This window comes from Acidovorax sp. BL-A-41-H1, from assembly GCF_051942715.1.
In genome coordinates, this window is the sequence record NZ_JBPVJQ010000001.1 from 24,763 (window position 1) to 42,450 (window position 17,688).

A 17,688-nucleotide genomic window follows, 5' to 3' on the forward strand; every position below is an offset into this window, starting at 1 on the left:
CATGACGCAACCACCCACCCCCTCCACCAAGGACTTCGACAAAGGCCTGGCCACGCGCAAGCAGGTCATGGGCGAGGACTTTGTGGCCAATGCCTTTGGCAATGCCACCGAATTCACCCAGCCGATCCAGGAGTTCATCACCCGCAATGCCTGGGGCGATGTGTGGCAGCGGCCGGGGCTGGACATGAAGACGCGCAGCCTGATCACCGTGGCTTTTCTCACGGCGCTGGGCAAGCAGCACGAACTCAAGGGCCATGTGCGCGGCGCGCTCAACAACGGAGCCACGTCGGCAGAGATTCAGGAAGTGCTGCTGCACGCCAGCATCTACTGCGGCCTGCCTGCAGCCGTGGAGGCCTTCCGCACGGCGGCCGAGGTGATCGACGGGCCCAAGAGGGGCTGACGATGCGGTCTTTGGTTTGGACTGCTGCCTGTCGCCCATAGAACTGGCTGTACCCAGCCAGTGCCACCGTGGGAGCCTATCCACCCGCCAGCAGCTTGTGCACCAGGTCGGCGGCGGTGGATGCGTTGTACTTGCGCATGAGGCGCGCGCGGTAGATCTCCACGGTGCGGTGGCTGATCTCCAGCGCCCGGCCGATCTCCTTGGAGGTCAGGCCTTCCAGCAGGCGTGCGGCCACCTCGCGCTCGCGGCCTGTGAGTTCGGCCTTCACGGTGCGCTGCGAACTCAGGTCTTCAAAGCTCCAGATGCCAGAAGCGTGCGGATTTTCGCGGTTGAGCGCGCGGCCCGACACATGGCACCAGAACACCTCGCCGTTGGCGCGCTTCATGATGCGGTTGTCCGCATAGTGGCCTTTGGCGTTCAGGATAGGCTCCATGTGCGCGCCCAGGCGTTCATACTCGTCGGCGCTTGGGTACAGTATCTGGAACGACTGGCCGATGAGCACCTCGCGCGAGGCGCCGAACATCTCGCAGACATGGCGGTTGCAGTCGACCATGGTGCGGTTGCGTGACAGCACCAGCCCCACGGGGGCCATGTCGAAAGCCAGTCGGTAGTCAACGTCCATAGTGCAAGTCTTTACGAGAAACTACTTATTTAGATACGTAGTATCGTAGCGCATCCCAATTCATAAGGAGATCGTGGTGAACAAGATATTCCCCTCCGCAGCCGAGGCCCTGAAGGGCGTGGTTGCAGACGGCCAGCTCATGGCCGTGGGCGGTTTCGGGCTGTGTGGCATTCCCGAGGCCCTGATCGACGCGTTGCGCGATTCGGGTGCGAAGAGCCTCACCGTGATCTCCAACAACGCGGGCGTGGACGGCTTCGGCCTGGGCAAGCTGCTGGAAACCCGCCAGATCAAGAAGATGATCTCGTCCTATGTGGGCGAGAACAAGGAGTTTGAGCGCCAGTACCTGGCGGGCGAGCTGGAGCTGGAATTCACCCCCCAGGGCACGCTGGCCGAAAAGCTGCGCGCTGGCGGCGCGGGAATCCCGGCCTTCTTCACCAAGACCGGCGTGGGCACCATCGTGGCCGAGGGCAAGGAGCTGCGCGAATTTGACGGCGAAACCTACGTGATGGAGCGTTCCCTGGTGCCTGAAGTCTCGCTGGTCAAGGCGGACGTGGCCGACAAGTCGGGCAACCTGCGCTTCAACCTGACGGCGCGCAACTTCAACCCCGCCGCCGCCACTGCAGGCAAGGTCTGCATCGTCGAGGTGGAAAAGATCGTGGAAGTGGGCGAGCTGGCCCCCGACGACATCCATCTGCCCGGCATCTATGTGCACCGCATCGTGCTCAATGCCAACCCCGAAAAGCGCATCGAAAAGCGCACGATCACCGAGAAAGCAGGAGCCTGACCATGCCGTGGACCCAAGACCAGATGGCCGCCCGTGCGGCACAAGAACTCGAAGACGGTTTCTATGTGAACCTGGGCATCGGCATTCCCACGCTGGTGGCCAATTTCACCGGTGACAAGGAAGTGTGGCTGCAGTCCGAGAACGGCATGCTGGGCATCGGCCCCTTCCCGACCGAAGACAAGGTGGACCCAGACCTGATCAACGCGGGCAAGCAGACGGTGACCACCATCAAGGGCTCGTCCATCTTCGGCAGCGACCAGTCGTTTGCCATGATCCGTGGCGGCAAGATCAACCTGTCCATCCTGGGCGCCATGCAGGTCAGCGAAAAGGGCGACCTGGCCAACTGGATGATTCCCGGCAAGATGGTCAAGGGCATGGGCGGTGCGATGGACCTGGTGGCCGGCGTCAAGCGCGTGATCGTGCTCATGGAGCATGTCGCCAAGAAGAAGGACGGCACTGAAGACCTGAAGATCCTGCCCGCCTGCACGTTGCCGCTCACGGGCGTGGGTGTGGTGGACCGCATCATCACCGACCTTGCCGTGCTGGATGTGACGCCACAAGGTCTCAAGCTGGTGGAGTTGGCACCAGGAGTAACGTTTGAGGCGTTGCAAGCCAAGACCGGTGTGACCATCCTGCAGTAACAAAGGCTGCACTTTTCCGTGAATGGTCTGGCGACAGCCCATCGCATGAGGCCGGGGCCTGAGGGCCCCGGCTTTTTTTGCTCGTGGAGTCCCCAGAGTCTGGGGGTAACGGTCAGGGCAACTGGAGCCAATTCTGGTTGTTGCCCGCGTTGCAGGTCCAAGTGAGCAGGGGGATGTCCTGCGCAGTCGAGTTGTTGGGCACATCAAGACAGGCGCCCGATGCGCGGTTGCGCAGCGTCGATCCGGACAACGTCCACTGCGCCGTGTTGCCCACCGTGCAGGCCAGCTGCACCACACCGGCGCCACTTGCCGCCATGCTGTCCTGTGCCAGGCAGAGGTTGCTGTGGCGTGCGACCAGTTGTACATAGCCGCCTGCCACGCTGCGCACGGTGAAGGTTTCATTGCTGGCCGTGCCGCAGGGCCATTGGATGGCCACTGCGCCGACATTGGCCGATGCCCCTCGGATGTTGACGCACAGATTGCTGTGGTTGGAGCGCAGGCGCGTGGTGTAGTCGGCAGCGGTGTCTAGCGAGCGCACATAAGCCGCCAGCGCCTGCCGGTCCGCGGCTGGCAAACCTGCGGCGTTACCGTGGCCATCGGTGATCAGATCCAGCACGCTGGCCTTCTGTCCGTTGTGCAGGTAGGACTTGGCCGCCCAGCTACCCAGCAGGGTGGGTGTGTCGAAACCGATGCCAGCCAGCGGCTGGTTGCCGCCCTTGCCCGACGAGGGCTGGATGCTGCCCACATCGTGCCGGAGGCCATCCTGGAAGGTGCCGCCCGCATGGCAGCTGGCGCAGTTGGCGCTGGCGAACAGGGTCTGACCGCGTGCGGCCTCCACTGTCAGGCTGCCATCGGCCGCACGCGCCGGGCTGCGCAGGTACTTGTTGAGCGAGGCCAGGTAGGCTGCGAGATCGTCGAGCTGCGCGTTGCGTCCGGCCTTGGGGGCGCCTAGCGGATCGGCCGTGGCGGCAAAGTCGGCATCGCTCAGGAAGCCAGTGCCACCGAAAGCGCTGCGCATGTCGTTCTCGAAGTCCTGCACCTCGTCAAAGTTGGCGCTCCAGTGCAGCTTGCCATGGCCGGTGCCGCGCCTGCCTTGCAGGCTGATGGTGCGGCGCAGGCCCTCGCCCCGCTGGGTGAAGTCCCAGACCATACCGTCGTCGCCGCCGTCGGCATGGCAGCTGGCACAGGACATATAGTTGTCCTTGCTCATGCGCCGGTCCGCCGCGTTGTAGAACACCAGTTTGCCGCGCAGCGCGGCTGCCGCCAGGGGCTCCTGCGCTACGGTGGTGATGTTCTGCAGGAACACCGCTGCAGCGCTGCGCGAGGCCAGCACGTCGGCCACGTCGTGCACGGTGACCGAGCGTGCGAGGAAGTTGTTCACGAACAGGCGCTTGCGCGTGGCGTCCAGGTACAGGCCATGCGGCGCGCTGCTGGCATTGATCTCGCCACGCACGGCGCGGGTGTAGGCATCGACGATGGCGATGTTGTTGCCCTCCATCTGCGCCACGAACAAATAGTCGCCCGCAGGGGAGAAGAGGGCGGCGCGTGCCGGGGCCCGGTCGTCGAAGTCGATCTGCTCGGGCAGCAGGTGCGTGGCCTGCGCCAGATCCACCTGCGAGAGGATGGAGCGCACCGTCTGATCGTGCAGCAGATCCTTACCGTCGCGGAACCGGCCACGCACGACGTTGTCCTTCTTGCCGGGCAGCACCGCACGCGATCCATCGGGCGAGATCACCACCTGGCTCAGGTAGTTGGCCACTCCACGCGCGCTGTTCTCGGTGTCCACGGTGGTGGTGTCCACCGGCAGGGCAATCGTGGACAGCAGTTGCAGTCCATTGAGTCCCACCTTGTGCAGCTGGCCGCCCGTCATCTTCGATTTGAAGCGGGTGACGTAGGCCGTCTGCGAGTCTGCCGCCACCGCAATCCCGCGCACGTCGCCGTCGAGAACCAGCGTGCCGGTGGTGTTGCCAGTGGTGGGGTCGAATGCCATCAGCGTGGACTTGCTCTCCAGCGTCAGCAGGCCGGTGGTTCCGTTGGGGGTGAAGGCCACGCCGTACGGGCCGCTGCCGTAGGGCAGTGCCACGGTGGCGGCGACGGTGCCATCGGACGGATTCAACGCCACCAGCTTGTCTTCGCCCTGCACTGTCACCCAGATGCGCCCGTCGGGCGCGCGGGCCAGGGTCTTGGGCTCGTCGCCCACCCGCTGCTCCCAGCGCTTGGTAAGTGCCTGGGCATCGATGGCGGCCACCGTGCCGCTGTCCGGGTTAACGCTGTAGACGGTGTTGGCATCTCCCACGATGTTGCTGGAGTGTGTGGGTGCCACGGCAGTTGTCGGGAACACCACCGTCACGGTGAACGTGTAATAGGTCTCCTGGCCACCCGCGTCGCGCACCGTCAGCGTGACGGTGTAATGGCCCGGGCGGTTGTAGCTGTAGGTGACTCGGGGTTGGCTCAGGAAATCCGTCTGTGTGCCGTTGCCGAAGTTCCAGCGGTAGGTGGCGCCGCTGCCCCCGCCCAGCCGGCTTGGGTCGAAGGTGAGTTGCCCGTTCACGAACTGTGTCCCGTTGCTCACCCCGGCATCGCCGATGAGAGCCTGTGACTGCAGTTGCGTGACATCGGCATCGCTGAGCACACGGCCATACACACGCAGGTCGGCCAGGGTGCCCCGGAAGAAGTCGCTGGTGCCTTGGAGCTGGCCCAGCAGCGCAAACTTGTTGTTCAAGCCCTTGGTGCCGGTGAGGCCGGTGGACGTGGTCTTCACGCCGTCGATGTACATCGTCTGCACGCCTGAGGCCGCGTCGCGCGTCATCACCACGTGGTGCCAGTTGCCATCGTTGACCGGCGCCCCGGAGCGTGTGCCGGGGTTGTTGGTCGCCACGTTTCCTACCGACAGATTCAGACGGCCGTTGTTGTCGATCCAGCCCCAGAACACATCGTCTGCACCCCCTGCCTGGTCGCGCCCGAAGATGCCAGGAGCCGTCCAGGGGTTGGGCGATCCGTTCTGTGTGGTTTTCATGTAGAAGGCTACAGACGCCGTGCCCCCCAGGGCTGTGGCCACGCTGTCGTTCTTGAGAACGACACCGGCGTTGCGCTGCGCGAAGTTCAGTCCGATGCTTTCGAAGCGGTCGGCGGCCGAGGTCGTGCCGTTGTTGGCGCCGATTTCATCGACCAGACTGCGGGTCAGTGGCCAGTGGTTCATCAGGCTGATATCGGTGGCGTTGCCGGTGTGGAACACCGCACGGTATTGGGTGGCGATGCCATTGCCTGCGTAGTCCTTCACGCCTCCAGCGGGCAGCAGGATCTCGTAGCTGGTGCCCGCTGAGAGTGGCTGGGCAGGATGGAAGTTGATGATGCCCAACTGCACACTGTAGGTGCCCTGCAAGGTGTTGCCGTTGACCGGGCGCACGATGAAGGTGGCGGAATTCACGCTCTCGGGCCGGATGCTGTCCGTCAGGCCCACACCGATGCGCGAGGTCAGTGCCTGCTGTTTCGCACCGTGGGCGGGCGAGGTCTGCTTGACGGCGGGCGGCGTGGTGTCGGGTGCTGTCTGGTGAACGATGAAGCCGCTGCCCGAACCGTGGTCGTTGCCGATGAACAGCAGGTTGCCCATGGGCGCGACCTGGCCGTGATCGGCGTGCGAGTATTCGGGGTCGTTGGTGGCAAACAGGCTGCCCTGGCCCACCTCGACATGGTTGAGTGGGTTGCTCACGTCCACCTTGTGCACCTTGAACTGCGCGCCCTGGAAGACGTAGTGGTCCTGCGTGCCGCAGTACAGCTGCTCGTCAATGACCAGGCGGTTGTCCTCCGCCATGAACCGCGTGCGGTCCAGCAGGTCGTAGCTGTACATCCTGGCGCCGCCACCGCGGGCCGAGGCATGCAGGTTGCGGCCATCGAAGCAGGTGGCGTAGTAGTTGGGGTTGGAGCCCACGGTGTCCAGCACCTTGGGGTTGAGCGGGTCGGAGATGTCCAGGCTGGCAAAACCATCGGTGTTGTCCATCGAGGTCAGCACCATGTGGTTGCCCATGGTGAAGATGGGTCCGACGCGAAAGCCGCCGAGCTCGCCCGTGGGCACCGGGTTGGGCTTGCCCGCGCCGCGGTTGGCGATGACGGCATTGGCCGGGTCGCTGGCGTCCACGATGTAGACGCCGTCGTTGGCCGATGCCACGTACACATAGGGGGCCTGCCACCACAGCTGCCAGGCCACGTTGGTGTAGTCGCCGCCGTTCACCGTGGGCAGGGAGAGCTTCTTGACCTGCTGGATGTTGTTGATGTCGGTGAAGTCCCAGAACTCGATGCCCTTGATGCTGGGCACCACCACGTACTGGCGGCCACCGATCTTGGCCGTGCCGAAGGCGTGTGCCTCGCGGAACTCCTTGGTGCGCCCTTCGGGCTCGTAGATCTTCTTGACGAGCACGATGGCGCGCGGGTTGGACACGTCGTAGAGCAGAAAGCCCCCCGGGCCCAGGCCGCTGTCGGGCGCGAAGGAGGTCAGGAAATAGCCGTTGAGCATGATGCCCACGTTCAGCCCGTAGTCCTTGCGGCCGGGGTAGGTGGCCGGCACGTCGCCCGAGGCCCGGGTGATCATGGAGACCGGCTTGAACAGCTCGGCCGAGGTGTAGGTGAGATTGCCCAGGCCTGGCCCTTGCAGTGGGAGAGGAACCTCGCCGGCCCGCGTGACCGCTGCCGCCATGGTGGTGAGGGTGGTCATGGGGCTGACCCCCGTGATCGCCGCATGCGTGAGCAAGGTGGCGAACGGCAGCAGCAGTGCCATCAGGTAATACCGGATTTTCATCGTCGTCTCCTGTTTGAGCGGTTCTGTCTGAACCTTCTTCCTCGATCCTCGTGATCGCCCGCCGCAGGCGCGCACAGGTGCGCCAGGCCGGTGGCTCCCTCGCCACCGGCCGCCGGGCTTTCTCCTGGGGCCCTCTCTTCTTGTTCTGCTCTCGTCGGTGCGCAGTCTTCTGCGCGCAATGCGCTTGTGGCCTCAGGACGCGTGCGTCCCCGTGCTGTAGATGTCCCAGGCAGTCGCAGCGCTCGCACCGCGGTGGATCATGGCCATCAGAGCATCGACCACCGCCGAGGGCTTGGCATGCTGGTACACGTTGCGGCCATAGACCATGCCCACGGCGCCCTGGTCCAGCAGCACGCGCGAGCGGGCGAACACCTGCTGCAGGTCCTCGCGGCCGCCGCCGCGCACCAGCACAGGGCAGCGCGCGGCCTGCACCACGCGGTGGAAGTCGGCGGGGTTGGTGGTGGGGTCGGCCTTCACGATGTCGGCGCCCATCTCGCGCGCCAGGCGCACCAGGGTGACGATCTTCTCGGCGTCGCCATCGACCATGTAGCCGCCCTGGTCGCTGTGCGGGCGCATCACCAGCGGCTCGATCATCAGCGGCATGCCGTAGCGGTCGCAGTCGGCGCGCACGCGCGCGATGTTCTGCACGCATTGGCGGAACAGGTCGGGCTCATTGGGCAGCATGAACAGGTTGACCACCACGCAGGCCGCGTCGCGCTGCACGGCGGGCAGCACCGGGTCGTGCTCGTTCTGCAGCACGGCCCACATCACGCGGTGGGCCGTGGCGTTGTAGGGGTTGCCCATGTCCAGGCGCATCACCAGCGCGGGCTTGTTGCGGCCCGGGCGCTCCTGCAGCAGGTCGGCCTGGCCGTAGTTGAGCTGGATGGCATCGGGCGCGGCGGCGACGAGCTTGTCCATCACGCCGGGCATGTCCTCCAGGCCATTGAGGAAGCTCGGTTCGTTGCACACGCCGTGGTCCAGAGCGATGTCCAGGCAGCGCCCATGGGTCAGCAAACGGTTCAGGCGCGCGGTCTTGTCTTTCGACATACGAAAAAATCCTTGGGTTGGGGTGTTGGGGAATATGCAGAGGGGTCAGGCCAGCGCCTTCAGGTGGGCGCTGGCGGCATCGTCGATGCGCTGCACGGCCTCCTCGGGCAGATCCAGGGCACCGGCGGTTGCGTTCTCGGTGGCCTGCGCCCGCGTGCGCGCACCGCACAGCGCCACCGAGACGCTGCCGCTGGCCAGCGTCCAGGCGATCATCAACTGCCCGAAGGAGCAGCCGAACTGCCGGCGCAGGGGCTCCAGCTCATCGAAGAAGGCCTGGAGCCGTGTGCGGTTGGCCGCACTGAAGCGTGGGTTGGTGGCGCGCTGGTCGTCGCCCGTGAACTGGCGTGCCGGGTCGATGGGGCCGGCCAGCAGGCCCAGCGCCAGCGAGGAATAGCCCAGGATGGCCACGTTGTTGCGGCCGCACAGGGGCAGCAGGGTCTGCTCGATCTCTCGGTCGATCAGGCTGTAGCGCTCCTGCGCGGCATCCACGGGTCCATGGCGCAGGTACTCGGCCAGCGTCGGGGCGTCCACATTGCTCACGCCGATCGCGCGGATCTTGCCTTGCTTCTTGAGGTCGAGCAGGGCGTCCATGGTCTCTTCCACGGGCGTGGTGCTGTCCTGCCAGTGGGTGATGTACAGGTCGATGTAGTCGGTTTGCAGGCGTTTCAAGCTCTCCTCGGCCTCGTGGAAGATCGACGCGCGGCCCAGGTGGCGGTAGACCGGGTGGCCGTCTTCGTCGAAGAAGTGCGTGCCCTGCTGCGTGTGCCAGACCAGGCCGCACTTGGTGGCGATCACGGCTTCGTGGCGGCGGCCCTTGAGCGCGGCGCCCACGAGGCGTTCGGAGGCCCCCAGGCCGTAGGCCGGCGCGGTGTCGATCAGCGTTACCCCTGCGTCGAGCGAGGCGTGTATGGCTTGCGTGGCGGCAGCGCTGTCCTGTCCGCCCCACATCCAGCCGCCCATGGCCCAGGTGCCCAGGCCAATGGCCGAGCACTGGATGCCCGAGGGGCCCAGGGTGGTGGTCTTCATCGCTGCGTTCATCATCACGGCATTCATCGCTTGGTCTTTCGGGTGTTCATGAGGTGGTCGATGGTCACGGCGGCCAGCAGGATCAGGCCCTTGATCACGTCCTGCCAGTAGGGCGAGACATCCAGCAGGATCAGCGAGCTGGTCACCACCGAGAGCAGGGCCAGGCCCAGCACGGCGCCCAGCACCGTGCCCGAGCCGCCCTTGAGGCTGGCGCCGCCGATCACGGCAGCCGCGATCACGTTGAGCTCCATGCCCACCCCGAAGGTCGGCGTGGCGGCGCCGAAGCGTGCGGTGTAGATCACGCCGGCCAGGCCCGCCGAGGCCGCGCACAGCACCGTGACCCAGAACTTCACGTGGCCCACGCGGATGCCCGAGTACAGCGCCGCCTTCTCGTTGCTGCCGGTGTAGAACACGCGGCGCAGCAGGCTGGCGCGGCGCAGCACGAAGTCGCTGACCACCACGATGAACAGAAAGATCAGGATCACCGCCGGAATGCCGAACAGGTTGCCCTGGCCGATGAACTTGAACGAGGCCGGCAGCGAAAACAGCGACTGCGGCGTGCCCTGGGTGAGCGCCAGGCACAGGCCGCGCACGATGACCATGAAGGCCAGCGAGGCGATGAAGTGGTTCAGCCCGATGCGCACCACGCAGCCGCCGATCATGGCGCCGATGAGGGCACTGGCCGCGATCGCAATGAGGCCGGCCGTCCACGGGTCCATGCCCATCAGGAACAGCTTGCCCGTGACCACCATGGCAAAGCAGACGACGGAGCCCACCGACAGGTCGATGCCACCCACGATGAGCAAAATGGTCATGCCCACCACCACGATGCCCTCGATGGAGAACGAGAGCAGCATGGCGCGGATGTTGTCCCAGGTCAGGAAGTAGGGCGAGGCGAAGCTCATGCCCACGCACAGCGCCAGGATGATGACCAGGAGGCCCATCTCGCGCATGCTCGTGAGCTTGGTTCCGCCCGGCTTTCCGGGCCCTCCCGGTTGCTGGGTCTCGCGCAGGGGCTGCAGGCCGGCCACGCTGCCGGCATCCAGTTGTGCGGGGTGATTCATGCCATTTCCTCGTGTTGTCATTCCAATCCCGAGGCCAGCCGCAGCAGGGCCTCTTCCGTCATGTCCTTGCCTTGCACCTCGCCCGCGACGCGGCCGTCGCGGATGACCAGGGCCCGGTCGCACAGCCCGATGATCTCGGGCAGCTCCGAGGAGATGACCACCACGCCCACGCCCTGGCAGGCCAGGTCGCGCAGGATGTGGTGGATCTCCGACTTGGCCCCCACGTCCACGCCGCGCGTGGGCTCGTCCATCAGCAGCACGGCCGGGTTGGTGGCCAGCAGCTTGGCAATCGCCACCTTCTGCTGGTTGCCGCCCGAAAGACTCGCCACCTCGATCTGCACGCCATCGGACTTGAGCTTCAGGCGCGTGCCCAACTCCTGCGCCAGCCGGTGTTCGCTGGCGCGTTGCAGCAGACCGAAGCGCGAGCTCACGCGTGCCAGCGCCATCGAGGCGATGTTCTGCGCGATCGGCAGGTCCAGGTAGACGCCCGCGGCCTTGCGGTCTTCGCTGAGGTAGGCGATGCCGGCGCGCAGCGCGTCGCTGTACTTGCGAATCGCCAGCGGCTTGCCGTTCAGGCGCACGCTGCCGCCGGTGGTGGGGCGCAGGCCGCACAGGGTCTGCGCCATCTCGCTGCGCCCGGCGCCCATGAGCCCGGCGATGCCCAGCACCTCGCCGCGCTGTACGGTGAACGAGACGCCGTGCACGCGCTCGCCATCGGCCAGGTCTTGCACCTCCAGCACGGGGGCTGTGGCATCGGCCTCCTGCTGCTTGGGCGGGTAGTAGTTGCCCAGGTCGCGCCCGACCATGCGGCGCACCAGGCCGTCGGCGTCGAGTTCGGCCAGCGGGCCCGAATGCACGTTGCGCCCGTCGCGCAGCACGGTCACGCGCGTGCAGTGGGCAAAGATCTCGGCCATGCGGTGGCTGATGTAGATGATGCCGATGCCCTGGTCCTTGAGGTCGTGCAGCACGCGAAAGAGGGCGGCCGACTCGTTGTCGGTGAGCGCGGCGGTCGGCTCATCGAGAATCAGCACCTTGCAGTCGAGCGTGAGCGCCTTGGCGATTTCGATCAACTGCTGGCTGGAGATGGGCAGGTCGCCCACGCAGGCCGCAGGGTCGATGTCCTGGCCCAGCCGCTGCAGCACCCGGGTTGCGCGCTCGTTGAGGCTGGCGTAGTCCATCCATGCCTGCCGACCTGCATTGATCTCGGGCATGAAGATGTTCTCGGCCACGGTGGCGTCGGCGCACAGGGCGATTTCCTGGTGCACCAGGCCGATGCCCAGGCGCATGGCCTGGGCCGGCCCATCGATGGTGACCACGCGGCCGTCGAGCGCTATCTCGCCCGCGTCCGGCTGGTGGATGCCATCGATGATGTTCATCAGCGTGGACTTGCCCGCGCCGTTCTCGCCGCACAGGGCGTGGATCTCGCCCGCCTGCAGCGAGAAGTCCACGCCCGAGAGCGCATGCGAAGCGCCGAAGCGCTTGCAGATGCCGCGCAGCGCGAGCAGGGGGGCATCCATGGTGGTGGTGCTCACTCGCTGATGCCCTTGGTGCCGCGGCGCGCGAGGTACTTGTCCCAGTAGAAGTCGTCGGCGTTGGCCTTGCTGACCACGGCCAGACCGTTGTCCAGGAAGGGCACGGCCATGGGGTTGGTGCCGTTGCGCTTGGCATCGTTCATCGGGTCGATGAGGCCGGGGTTCTTGGCCAGGAACAGCATCATCATGCCCATGTAGCCCTGCATGCCCTGGTTGGGGTTGATGGCGCCGAACACGTCGCCGGACTTGATCATGTCCAGGATCTTGGCGTTCACGTCGCAGCACATCACCTTGATGTTCTTCTTGCTCTCGACCTTGGCCTGGGCGGCACCCAGGGCCGAATTGGCCTCGGGCATGAACAGGGCGCCCAGGTTGGGGTTGGCCTGCGCCAGGCTCTGCACGGCCTGGTAGGCCTTGTTGGGGTCCTGGTTGCTGGCGGCGCGGCCCACCAGTTTCATGCCGGGGTGCTTGGTCTTCATGCGGTTGATGAAGGCGGCGATGCGACGGTCGTGGTTGTCCTGGCCGGGGTTCTCCAGCACGGCGAACTCGCCCTTGCCATTCATCGACGCGGCGATGGCGTCGGCCGCCTGCGCGCCTTCGCGCTCGTTGTCCGAGGTGATGAAGGAGGTGCGCTTGGAGTTGGGCGAGTCGGCCGCGAAGGTGACCACCGGGATCCCCATGGCCGCGGCGCGGTTGATGGGCTCGATGAACGGATCGGGGTTCATGGGGTGCAGCAGGATGCCGGCGGGCTTGCGTGCCAGCTCCTGCTCGAACGAGGCCAGCTGCTTGTTCACGTCGTATTCGGGCGTGCCGGTGTAGCGGGTGCGCACGCCCAGGGTGCGTCCGAGCTGCTTCATCATTTCGTAGACCGGGAACCAGTACTCCACACCCGAGACCATCACGTTCATCACGTAGACGTCGCTGGGGTTGCCACGCAGCCCTCCCGCCGCGGCGGGGGCTGCTGCGGGCTGCTGCGCGAATGCGCTGGTACCGGCCAGGCCGATGCCGGCGGCTGCTGCGGACTTCAGGAAATTACGCCTCATTTTTTGTCTCCTCTTGTTGAACGGGGCAGCGCATGGTGCTGCTTTCTCCAGGGCTGGGATGGGGTGCTTGGTGTCACGACAGTTGTTATGACAGGTAGAATGTAAGCGTGGATCGAATTGCCAGATAGTTAGGGGAAACACTACTGGATAAGCCCGCTGGTTCGACGGAAGCTGTTATGACATGAAGACCCAACTACTGATCGGCATCGACCTCGGGTCGAGCAGCCTCAAAGCCCTGGCCCTGGAGGCCGCGAGCGGCCGCGCCGTGGCCCTGTCCCGCATGCCCCTGCAGCACGACCGCCTGCCCGGCGGTGGCTGCGAAGTGGGGGCGCCCATGATCCGCTCGGCCCTGTCCAGCGTGCTGCGCGATGTGGCGCACCAGCTGGGCAGCCGGGTGGACGATGTCCGCGCCATCGGCTGCACCGGGCATGGCGCCGGCCTGTACGCGCTGGATGCACGCCATGAACTGGCCGGCGGCCGTGCCGTGGCCTCGACCGACCAGCGCGCCGCGGCGCGGGCCCAGTCGCTTGCCGCCAGCCGCGGGCCTGAGCTCCTGGCCGAGGTGGGTTGCCAGCCCTGGCCGGGCCAGCCGACCGTGATTGCCGCCGAACTGCTGGGTCGCGATGCGGTGCGCAGCGGCGCCCTGCAGCGGCTGATGTTTGCCAAGGACTACGTGGGCTTTCTGCTCAGCGGCGAGATCGCCACCGATGCCAGCGATGCCAGCACCGCAGGCCTGCTGTCGGTGGCCACGGGAACCTGGTCGCCGCTGGCCTTTGCCGCGTCGGGCATTGCCGGCCTGGCGCCCCAGGCCTTCGGGCCGCTGGTGCGCAGTGGCGAGGTCATCGGCACGGTGCAGTCGGCAGCAGCGTCCGTCTACGGCCTGCCGGCCGGTATTCCGGTGGCCATGGGCGCCATCGACCTCCTGGCCGCGATGACGGCGGTGCGGGCCGAGGAGCGGGGCCGTGCGGTCTCCGTGCTGGGAACCTGGTGCGTGAACGCCGTCATCGGCCCGGTGCTGTCGCCCGGGCCGGACGTGGCCTCCACCGTCAATTTCGGCCCGCACGACCGGCGCCTGTACATGGAAAACAGCCCTTCGTCGATGGCCAACATCGCCTGGCTGGCCGGTGTGCTGGGCCTGCCCGATGCGCGCGCAGTGGTCGATCTGGCGATGTCGGTACCGCTGGGGGCCGGGGGCCTGCGCTTCTTGCCCTTCGTGAACGGCGGCGGCGGCGTCACCGCGGGCTTCGTGGGCCTCAAGAGCCACCACACGCGCGGTGACATGGCGCGGGCCGTGGTCGATGCAGTGGCGGCGCTGCATGCGCGCCACACCGCCCGGCTGGCTGCCGGGGGGCTGCCGGTTTCGGCGTCCACCGTGCTGGGCGGCGGCGCCAGCGATACGCGCCTGGTGCGCTTGCTGGCCGGTCTGCTGGGGCACCCGGTGGAGCGCTGCGCCGACGACGAGACCGGTGCACGGGGGGCGGCAATCTACGCCGCGATGTCGCAGGGCATCGACGCGGCCCCCTTGTGCGCACCGTGCGACACGGTCGAGCCCGATGCCGGCCAGGCCCGGGCCCATGCGGATTTCAACGCCGATTTCAACGAGCTGATCACCACCATGTCCCCTGTCTTCGGCCACTTGGCCGGCCATGCGCCAGAGCGCGCGCCCGCACCCGCCACGCCGATCCCGGCGCCTGTTCCTGTGCAGCAGGTGGAGGCATTGCCATGAGCACCACGTCGGCATTGCCCTTCGTGCGCCCGGCCGCCGTGGCCGGCCGCCACTTCTCCACGGTGATCGTGGGCGCGGGCATCAACGGCGTGGGCGTGTTCCGCGACCTGTCGCTGCAGGGGGTGGACTGCCTCATCGTCGACAAGGGCGACTTCAGCGCGGGTGCCAGCAGCGCGCCCTCGCGCATGATCCACGGCGGCCTGCGCTACCTGGAGAGCGGCAGCTTCTCGCTGGTGGCCGAGGCCACGCGCGAGCGCAACCTGCTTTTGCGCAATGCGCCGCACCTGGTGCAGCCGCTCAAGACCGTGGTGCCGCTGTCGAGCTTCTTCGGCGGGCTGATGAGCAGTGCGCTCAAGTTCCTGGGGCGCACGCCGCCCCAGCGCACGCGTGGCCTGCTGGCCGTGGCCACGGGCCTGCGCCTGTACGACCTGCTGGGCCGGCGCCAGCGCGTGATGCCCAACCACCGCATCAGCCGCGTGCAGCCGGCCGACCGCCAGCTGTTCCGCGCCGCCGTGCGCTGGACCGCAACGTTCTTCGACGCCTGGATCAGCCACCCCGAATGGCTGGTGCTGGAGCTGGTGCGCGATGCCTGCCGCGACCAGCCCCGCTCTGCTGCGGCCAACCACTGCCGGGTGATGGGCTGCGCGGGCAAGACCCTCACGCTGCGCGACGAGACCACGGGCGAGGTGGTGCAGGTGACGGCCGATGCGGTGGTCAATGCCAGCGGCGCCTGGCTGGACCGCAGCACGGTACTGCTTGGTGGCGCCGTGCCGCGCGTGATGGGCACCAAGGGCTCGCACCTGGTGCTCGACCACCCGGCGCTGCGCGATGCCCTGCAGGGGCGGATGGCGTATTTCGAGGCGCTGGATGGCCGCGTGTGCATCGTCTACCCCTTCCTGGACCGCGTGCTCGTGGGTTCCACCGACATCCCGGTGGACGACCCCGACCAGATCGCCACCGAGCCGGCCGAGGTGGACTACCTGCTGGAGGTGCTGGGCGAGGTCTTCCCCAACCTGTCCTTCGGGCGCAAGGATGTGGTCTACACCTATGTGGGTGTGCGGCCCCTGGCGCGCTCGGATGCGGACAAGCCCGGGCAGATCTCGCGCGACCATTCGGTGGTGATCGACCCGCCGTCTCCTTCGCGCGACATTCCGGTCGTGGGCCTGGTGGGCGGCAAGTGGACCACCTTCCGTGCGCTGGCCGAAGAGGCCACCAACGAGGTGCTGCATCTGTTGGGGCGGGAGCGCACGGCCTCCACGCGGCAATTGCCGATTGGCGGGGGCTCGGGCATGCCGCAGGACGCTCAGGCGACCGAGCGTTTCATCGAGCGCATTGCCCGGGATGCGGGCCTGGCACGCGAGCGCGCCCAGGCACTGCTGCGCCGCTATGGCTCCGAGGCCCTGTGCATGGCCTCGCATTTCAAGGTGGCGGGCGACGTGCCGCTGCTGCATGCACCTGACTACTCGGCGGTCGAGGTGGCCTGGCTGTGCACCGAAACCGGTGTGATCCACCTCGACGACCTCGTGATCCGCCGCACGCTGCTGGCCATTCGCGGCCTGGTCACCGATGCCGCGCTGGCCGAGATGGCCGGCATTGCCGCAGAGGCTTTGGGCTGGGATGCAGGGCGCGAGCGGCAGGAGTTGCACAATTGCAGCACTGCACTGCGCGAGCGCCATGGCGTGCGCCTGGCCCCCGCAGCCCCCGATTCCGATGCCGTGCCGGCTTTTCATGCACTATCGACCCCCCATCCGGCCCTGAGCCCGACATGACGTGAATTCTCCGAACGAACTCCAGCCGCTGCTCGACCGCAATTCCGAATCGCCCCTGTGGGCGCAGTTCCGCGATGCCCTGCGCCTGCAGATCCTGCAGGGTGATCTGGCCATCGGTGCCAAGCTGCCCTCCGAGGCCGAACTGGGCGAGCAGTTCGGCATCTCGCGCATCGTGGTGCGCGAGGCCCTGGCCGACCTGGTGCGCAACAACCTGATCTACAAGATCAAGGGCCGTGGCGCCTTTGTCGCGGCGCGTGAGCGCGACGAGGATTTCGTCTCCACCGTGCTCGGCTTTTCCGACGAAATGGAACGCAAGGGCCGCTCGGTGCGCACGCAGATCCTGTCGCAGCAACTGCGCGACCCCACGCCGCAGGAGATCAGCGCGCTGGGTCTCACCGACGACACCCAGGTCGTGGCCCTGAAGCGGCTGCGCAGCGTGGACGGCGAACTGCGCCTGCTGGTGGAGACCGTGGTTCCCGCCGACCTGGCGCCCGGCCTGCACCGCATGCGCCTGGACGACCGCTCGCTCTACGACGTGCTGCGCCGCCAGTATGGCGTGCGCCTGGTGCGCGCCGAGCGCTGGATCGACGCCGTGCTGCCCGATGCCGAGACTTGCGGCCTGCTGCAGCTGGAAACCCCTGAGCCGCTGCTGCGCATCGAGTCCATCGCCTATGGCGCCAATGGCCGGCGCCTGGAGTACTACAACGCCTTGCACCGCTGTAAATCAAGTCGGCTGCACGTGCAGACGACAACTTAGCACCCCCTGGGCTGTGGGCTGTGCTCCTGCCGTACATCTGTCACATACAAAGACAACGGGCTCCCGAAGGAGCCCGTTGTCTTTGTGGTGCTGCCAGCCATGTCCTGCGACATCCTGGCAGGCAGCCGGTGGCTTACATGGCGCTGAATTCGCCCGAAGGGATCTGGCCGGTGCGCAGGGCTTCAGCAGCCTGGGCACGCACAGCAGCGCGGTCAGCCGTGGACTTGTAGGTCACCACGCGCGAACCAGCAGGCTCCTGGCTGCGGGTCTGTGCCACGGTAGTGGCTTCGGCAGCCACTTCAGCGCGGGTGCGGTTCGTGTCGAACTTCAGGGCAAATTGCGAGCTGTCGGCTTCGTCAGCGTGGGCGCTAAAGGCAGAGAAAGCAGCCACAGCGGCGATGGAGATGATGCGAGCGGTCTTGTTCATGGTGAAACTCCGGTGAAATTCAAAAAACAGGGATGTACTGGGCAATACGAAACAGCAA

Annotated in this window: 14 protein-coding genes; 6 read left to right on the forward strand and 8 right to left on the reverse strand. The window is 66.6% G+C overall.

The window, feature by feature from the left end; translation table 11 throughout:
- Position 1 precedes the first annotated feature (1 nt).
- Positions 2 to 400, forward strand: a complete 399-nt coding sequence (locus ACTPOI_RS00110) for a carboxymuconolactone decarboxylase family protein (protein ID WP_440105312.1) — start codon at positions 2 to 4, stop codon at positions 398 to 400.
- A gap of 76 nt (positions 401 to 476) precedes the next feature.
- On the opposite strand, the gene ACTPOI_RS00115 is transcribed toward ACTPOI_RS00110, so the two are convergent.
- On the reverse strand, positions 477 to 1,022 hold the full coding sequence (locus ACTPOI_RS00115) for a PAS and helix-turn-helix domain-containing protein (protein WP_137748992.1): 546 nt from the start codon (positions 1,020 to 1,022) through the stop codon (positions 477 to 479).
- 76 nt (positions 1,023 to 1,098) lie between these two features.
- Here ACTPOI_RS00115 and ACTPOI_RS00120 point away from each other — a divergent pair, with 76 nt between their 5' ends.
- Together ACTPOI_RS00120 and ACTPOI_RS00125 are read left to right on the forward strand one after the other, a co-directional pair.
- Positions 1,099 to 1,806 carry a CoA transferase subunit A gene (locus tag ACTPOI_RS00120; RefSeq protein WP_440105314.1) on the forward strand — a complete coding sequence of 236 codons (708 nt, stop codon included), beginning with the start codon at positions 1,099 to 1,101 and terminating at the stop codon, positions 1,804 to 1,806.
- Between the two features lie 2 nt (positions 1,807 to 1,808).
- A complete protein-coding gene (locus tag ACTPOI_RS00125; protein WP_108617554.1) occupies positions 1,809 to 2,447 on the forward strand; it encodes a 3-oxoacid CoA-transferase subunit B in 639 nt (212 codons plus the stop codon).
- A 112-nt stretch (positions 2,448 to 2,559) separates the two neighbouring features.
- Here ACTPOI_RS00125 and ACTPOI_RS00130 read toward each other — a convergent pair whose 3' ends face one another.
- From ACTPOI_RS00130 to ACTPOI_RS00155, 6 genes are all read right to left on the reverse strand, one after another.
- Positions 2,560 to 7,239, reverse strand: a complete 4,680-nt coding sequence (locus ACTPOI_RS00130) for an Ig-like domain-containing protein (protein ID WP_440105316.1) — start codon at positions 7,237 to 7,239, stop codon at positions 2,560 to 2,562.
- 192 nt (positions 7,240 to 7,431) lie between these two features.
- Complete coding sequence (locus tag ACTPOI_RS00135; RefSeq protein WP_440105318.1) at positions 7,432 to 8,286, reverse strand: class I fructose-bisphosphate aldolase; 855 nt, start codon at positions 8,284 to 8,286, stop codon at positions 7,432 to 7,434.
- A 45-nt stretch (positions 8,287 to 8,331) separates the two neighbouring features.
- The gene (locus ACTPOI_RS00140; RefSeq protein ID WP_440105320.1) at positions 8,332 to 9,339 is read right to left on the reverse strand and encodes an aldo/keto reductase; all 1,008 of its coding nucleotides are present in this window, start codon (positions 9,337 to 9,339) and stop codon (positions 8,332 to 8,334) included.
- On the reverse strand, positions 9,336 to 10,376 hold the full coding sequence (locus tag ACTPOI_RS00145; RefSeq protein ID WP_440105322.1) for an ABC transporter permease: 1,041 nt from the start codon (positions 10,374 to 10,376) through the stop codon (positions 9,336 to 9,338). Before ACTPOI_RS00145 ends, ACTPOI_RS00140 begins: the two co-directional genes overlap by 4 nt.
- A 17-nt stretch (positions 10,377 to 10,393) precedes the next feature.
- Positions 10,394 to 11,893 (reverse strand): sugar ABC transporter ATP-binding protein, encoded by a 1,500-nt coding sequence (locus ACTPOI_RS00150; protein ID WP_440105480.1) that lies wholly within the window; start codon positions 11,891 to 11,893, stop codon positions 10,394 to 10,396.
- Positions 11,894 to 11,904: 11 nt separating this feature from the next.
- Positions 11,905 to 12,951 (reverse strand): substrate-binding domain-containing protein, encoded by a 1,047-nt coding sequence (locus ACTPOI_RS00155; RefSeq protein ID WP_184865503.1) that lies wholly within the window; start codon positions 12,949 to 12,951, stop codon positions 11,905 to 11,907.
- Positions 12,952 to 13,132: 181 nt separating this feature from the next.
- On the opposite strand from ACTPOI_RS00155, the gene ACTPOI_RS00160 reads away from it, so the two are divergent.
- From ACTPOI_RS00160 to ACTPOI_RS00170, 3 genes are read left to right on the forward strand one after another with little or no spacing between them, the layout of a single operon-like run.
- Positions 13,133 to 14,677, forward strand: a complete 1,545-nt coding sequence (locus ACTPOI_RS00160; RefSeq protein WP_440105324.1) for an FGGY family carbohydrate kinase — start codon at positions 13,133 to 13,135, stop codon at positions 14,675 to 14,677.
- Complete coding sequence (locus tag ACTPOI_RS00165; RefSeq protein ID WP_440105327.1) at positions 14,674 to 16,446, forward strand: glycerol-3-phosphate dehydrogenase/oxidase; 1,773 nt, start codon at positions 14,674 to 14,676, stop codon at positions 16,444 to 16,446. Before ACTPOI_RS00160 ends, ACTPOI_RS00165 begins: the two co-directional genes overlap by 4 nt.
- A 1-nt stretch (position 16,447) precedes the next feature.
- Positions 16,448 to 17,203, forward strand: a complete 756-nt coding sequence (locus ACTPOI_RS00170) for a GntR family transcriptional regulator (protein ID WP_094290671.1) — start codon at positions 16,448 to 16,450, stop codon at positions 17,201 to 17,203.
- A gap of 133 nt (positions 17,204 to 17,336) precedes the next feature.
- On the opposite strand, the gene ACTPOI_RS00175 is transcribed toward ACTPOI_RS00170, so the two are convergent.
- Positions 17,337 to 17,630 (reverse strand): DUF4148 domain-containing protein, encoded by a 294-nt coding sequence (locus ACTPOI_RS00175; RefSeq protein ID WP_440105329.1) that lies wholly within the window; start codon positions 17,628 to 17,630, stop codon positions 17,337 to 17,339.
- Between the last annotated feature and the right edge of the window lie 58 nt (positions 17,631 to 17,688).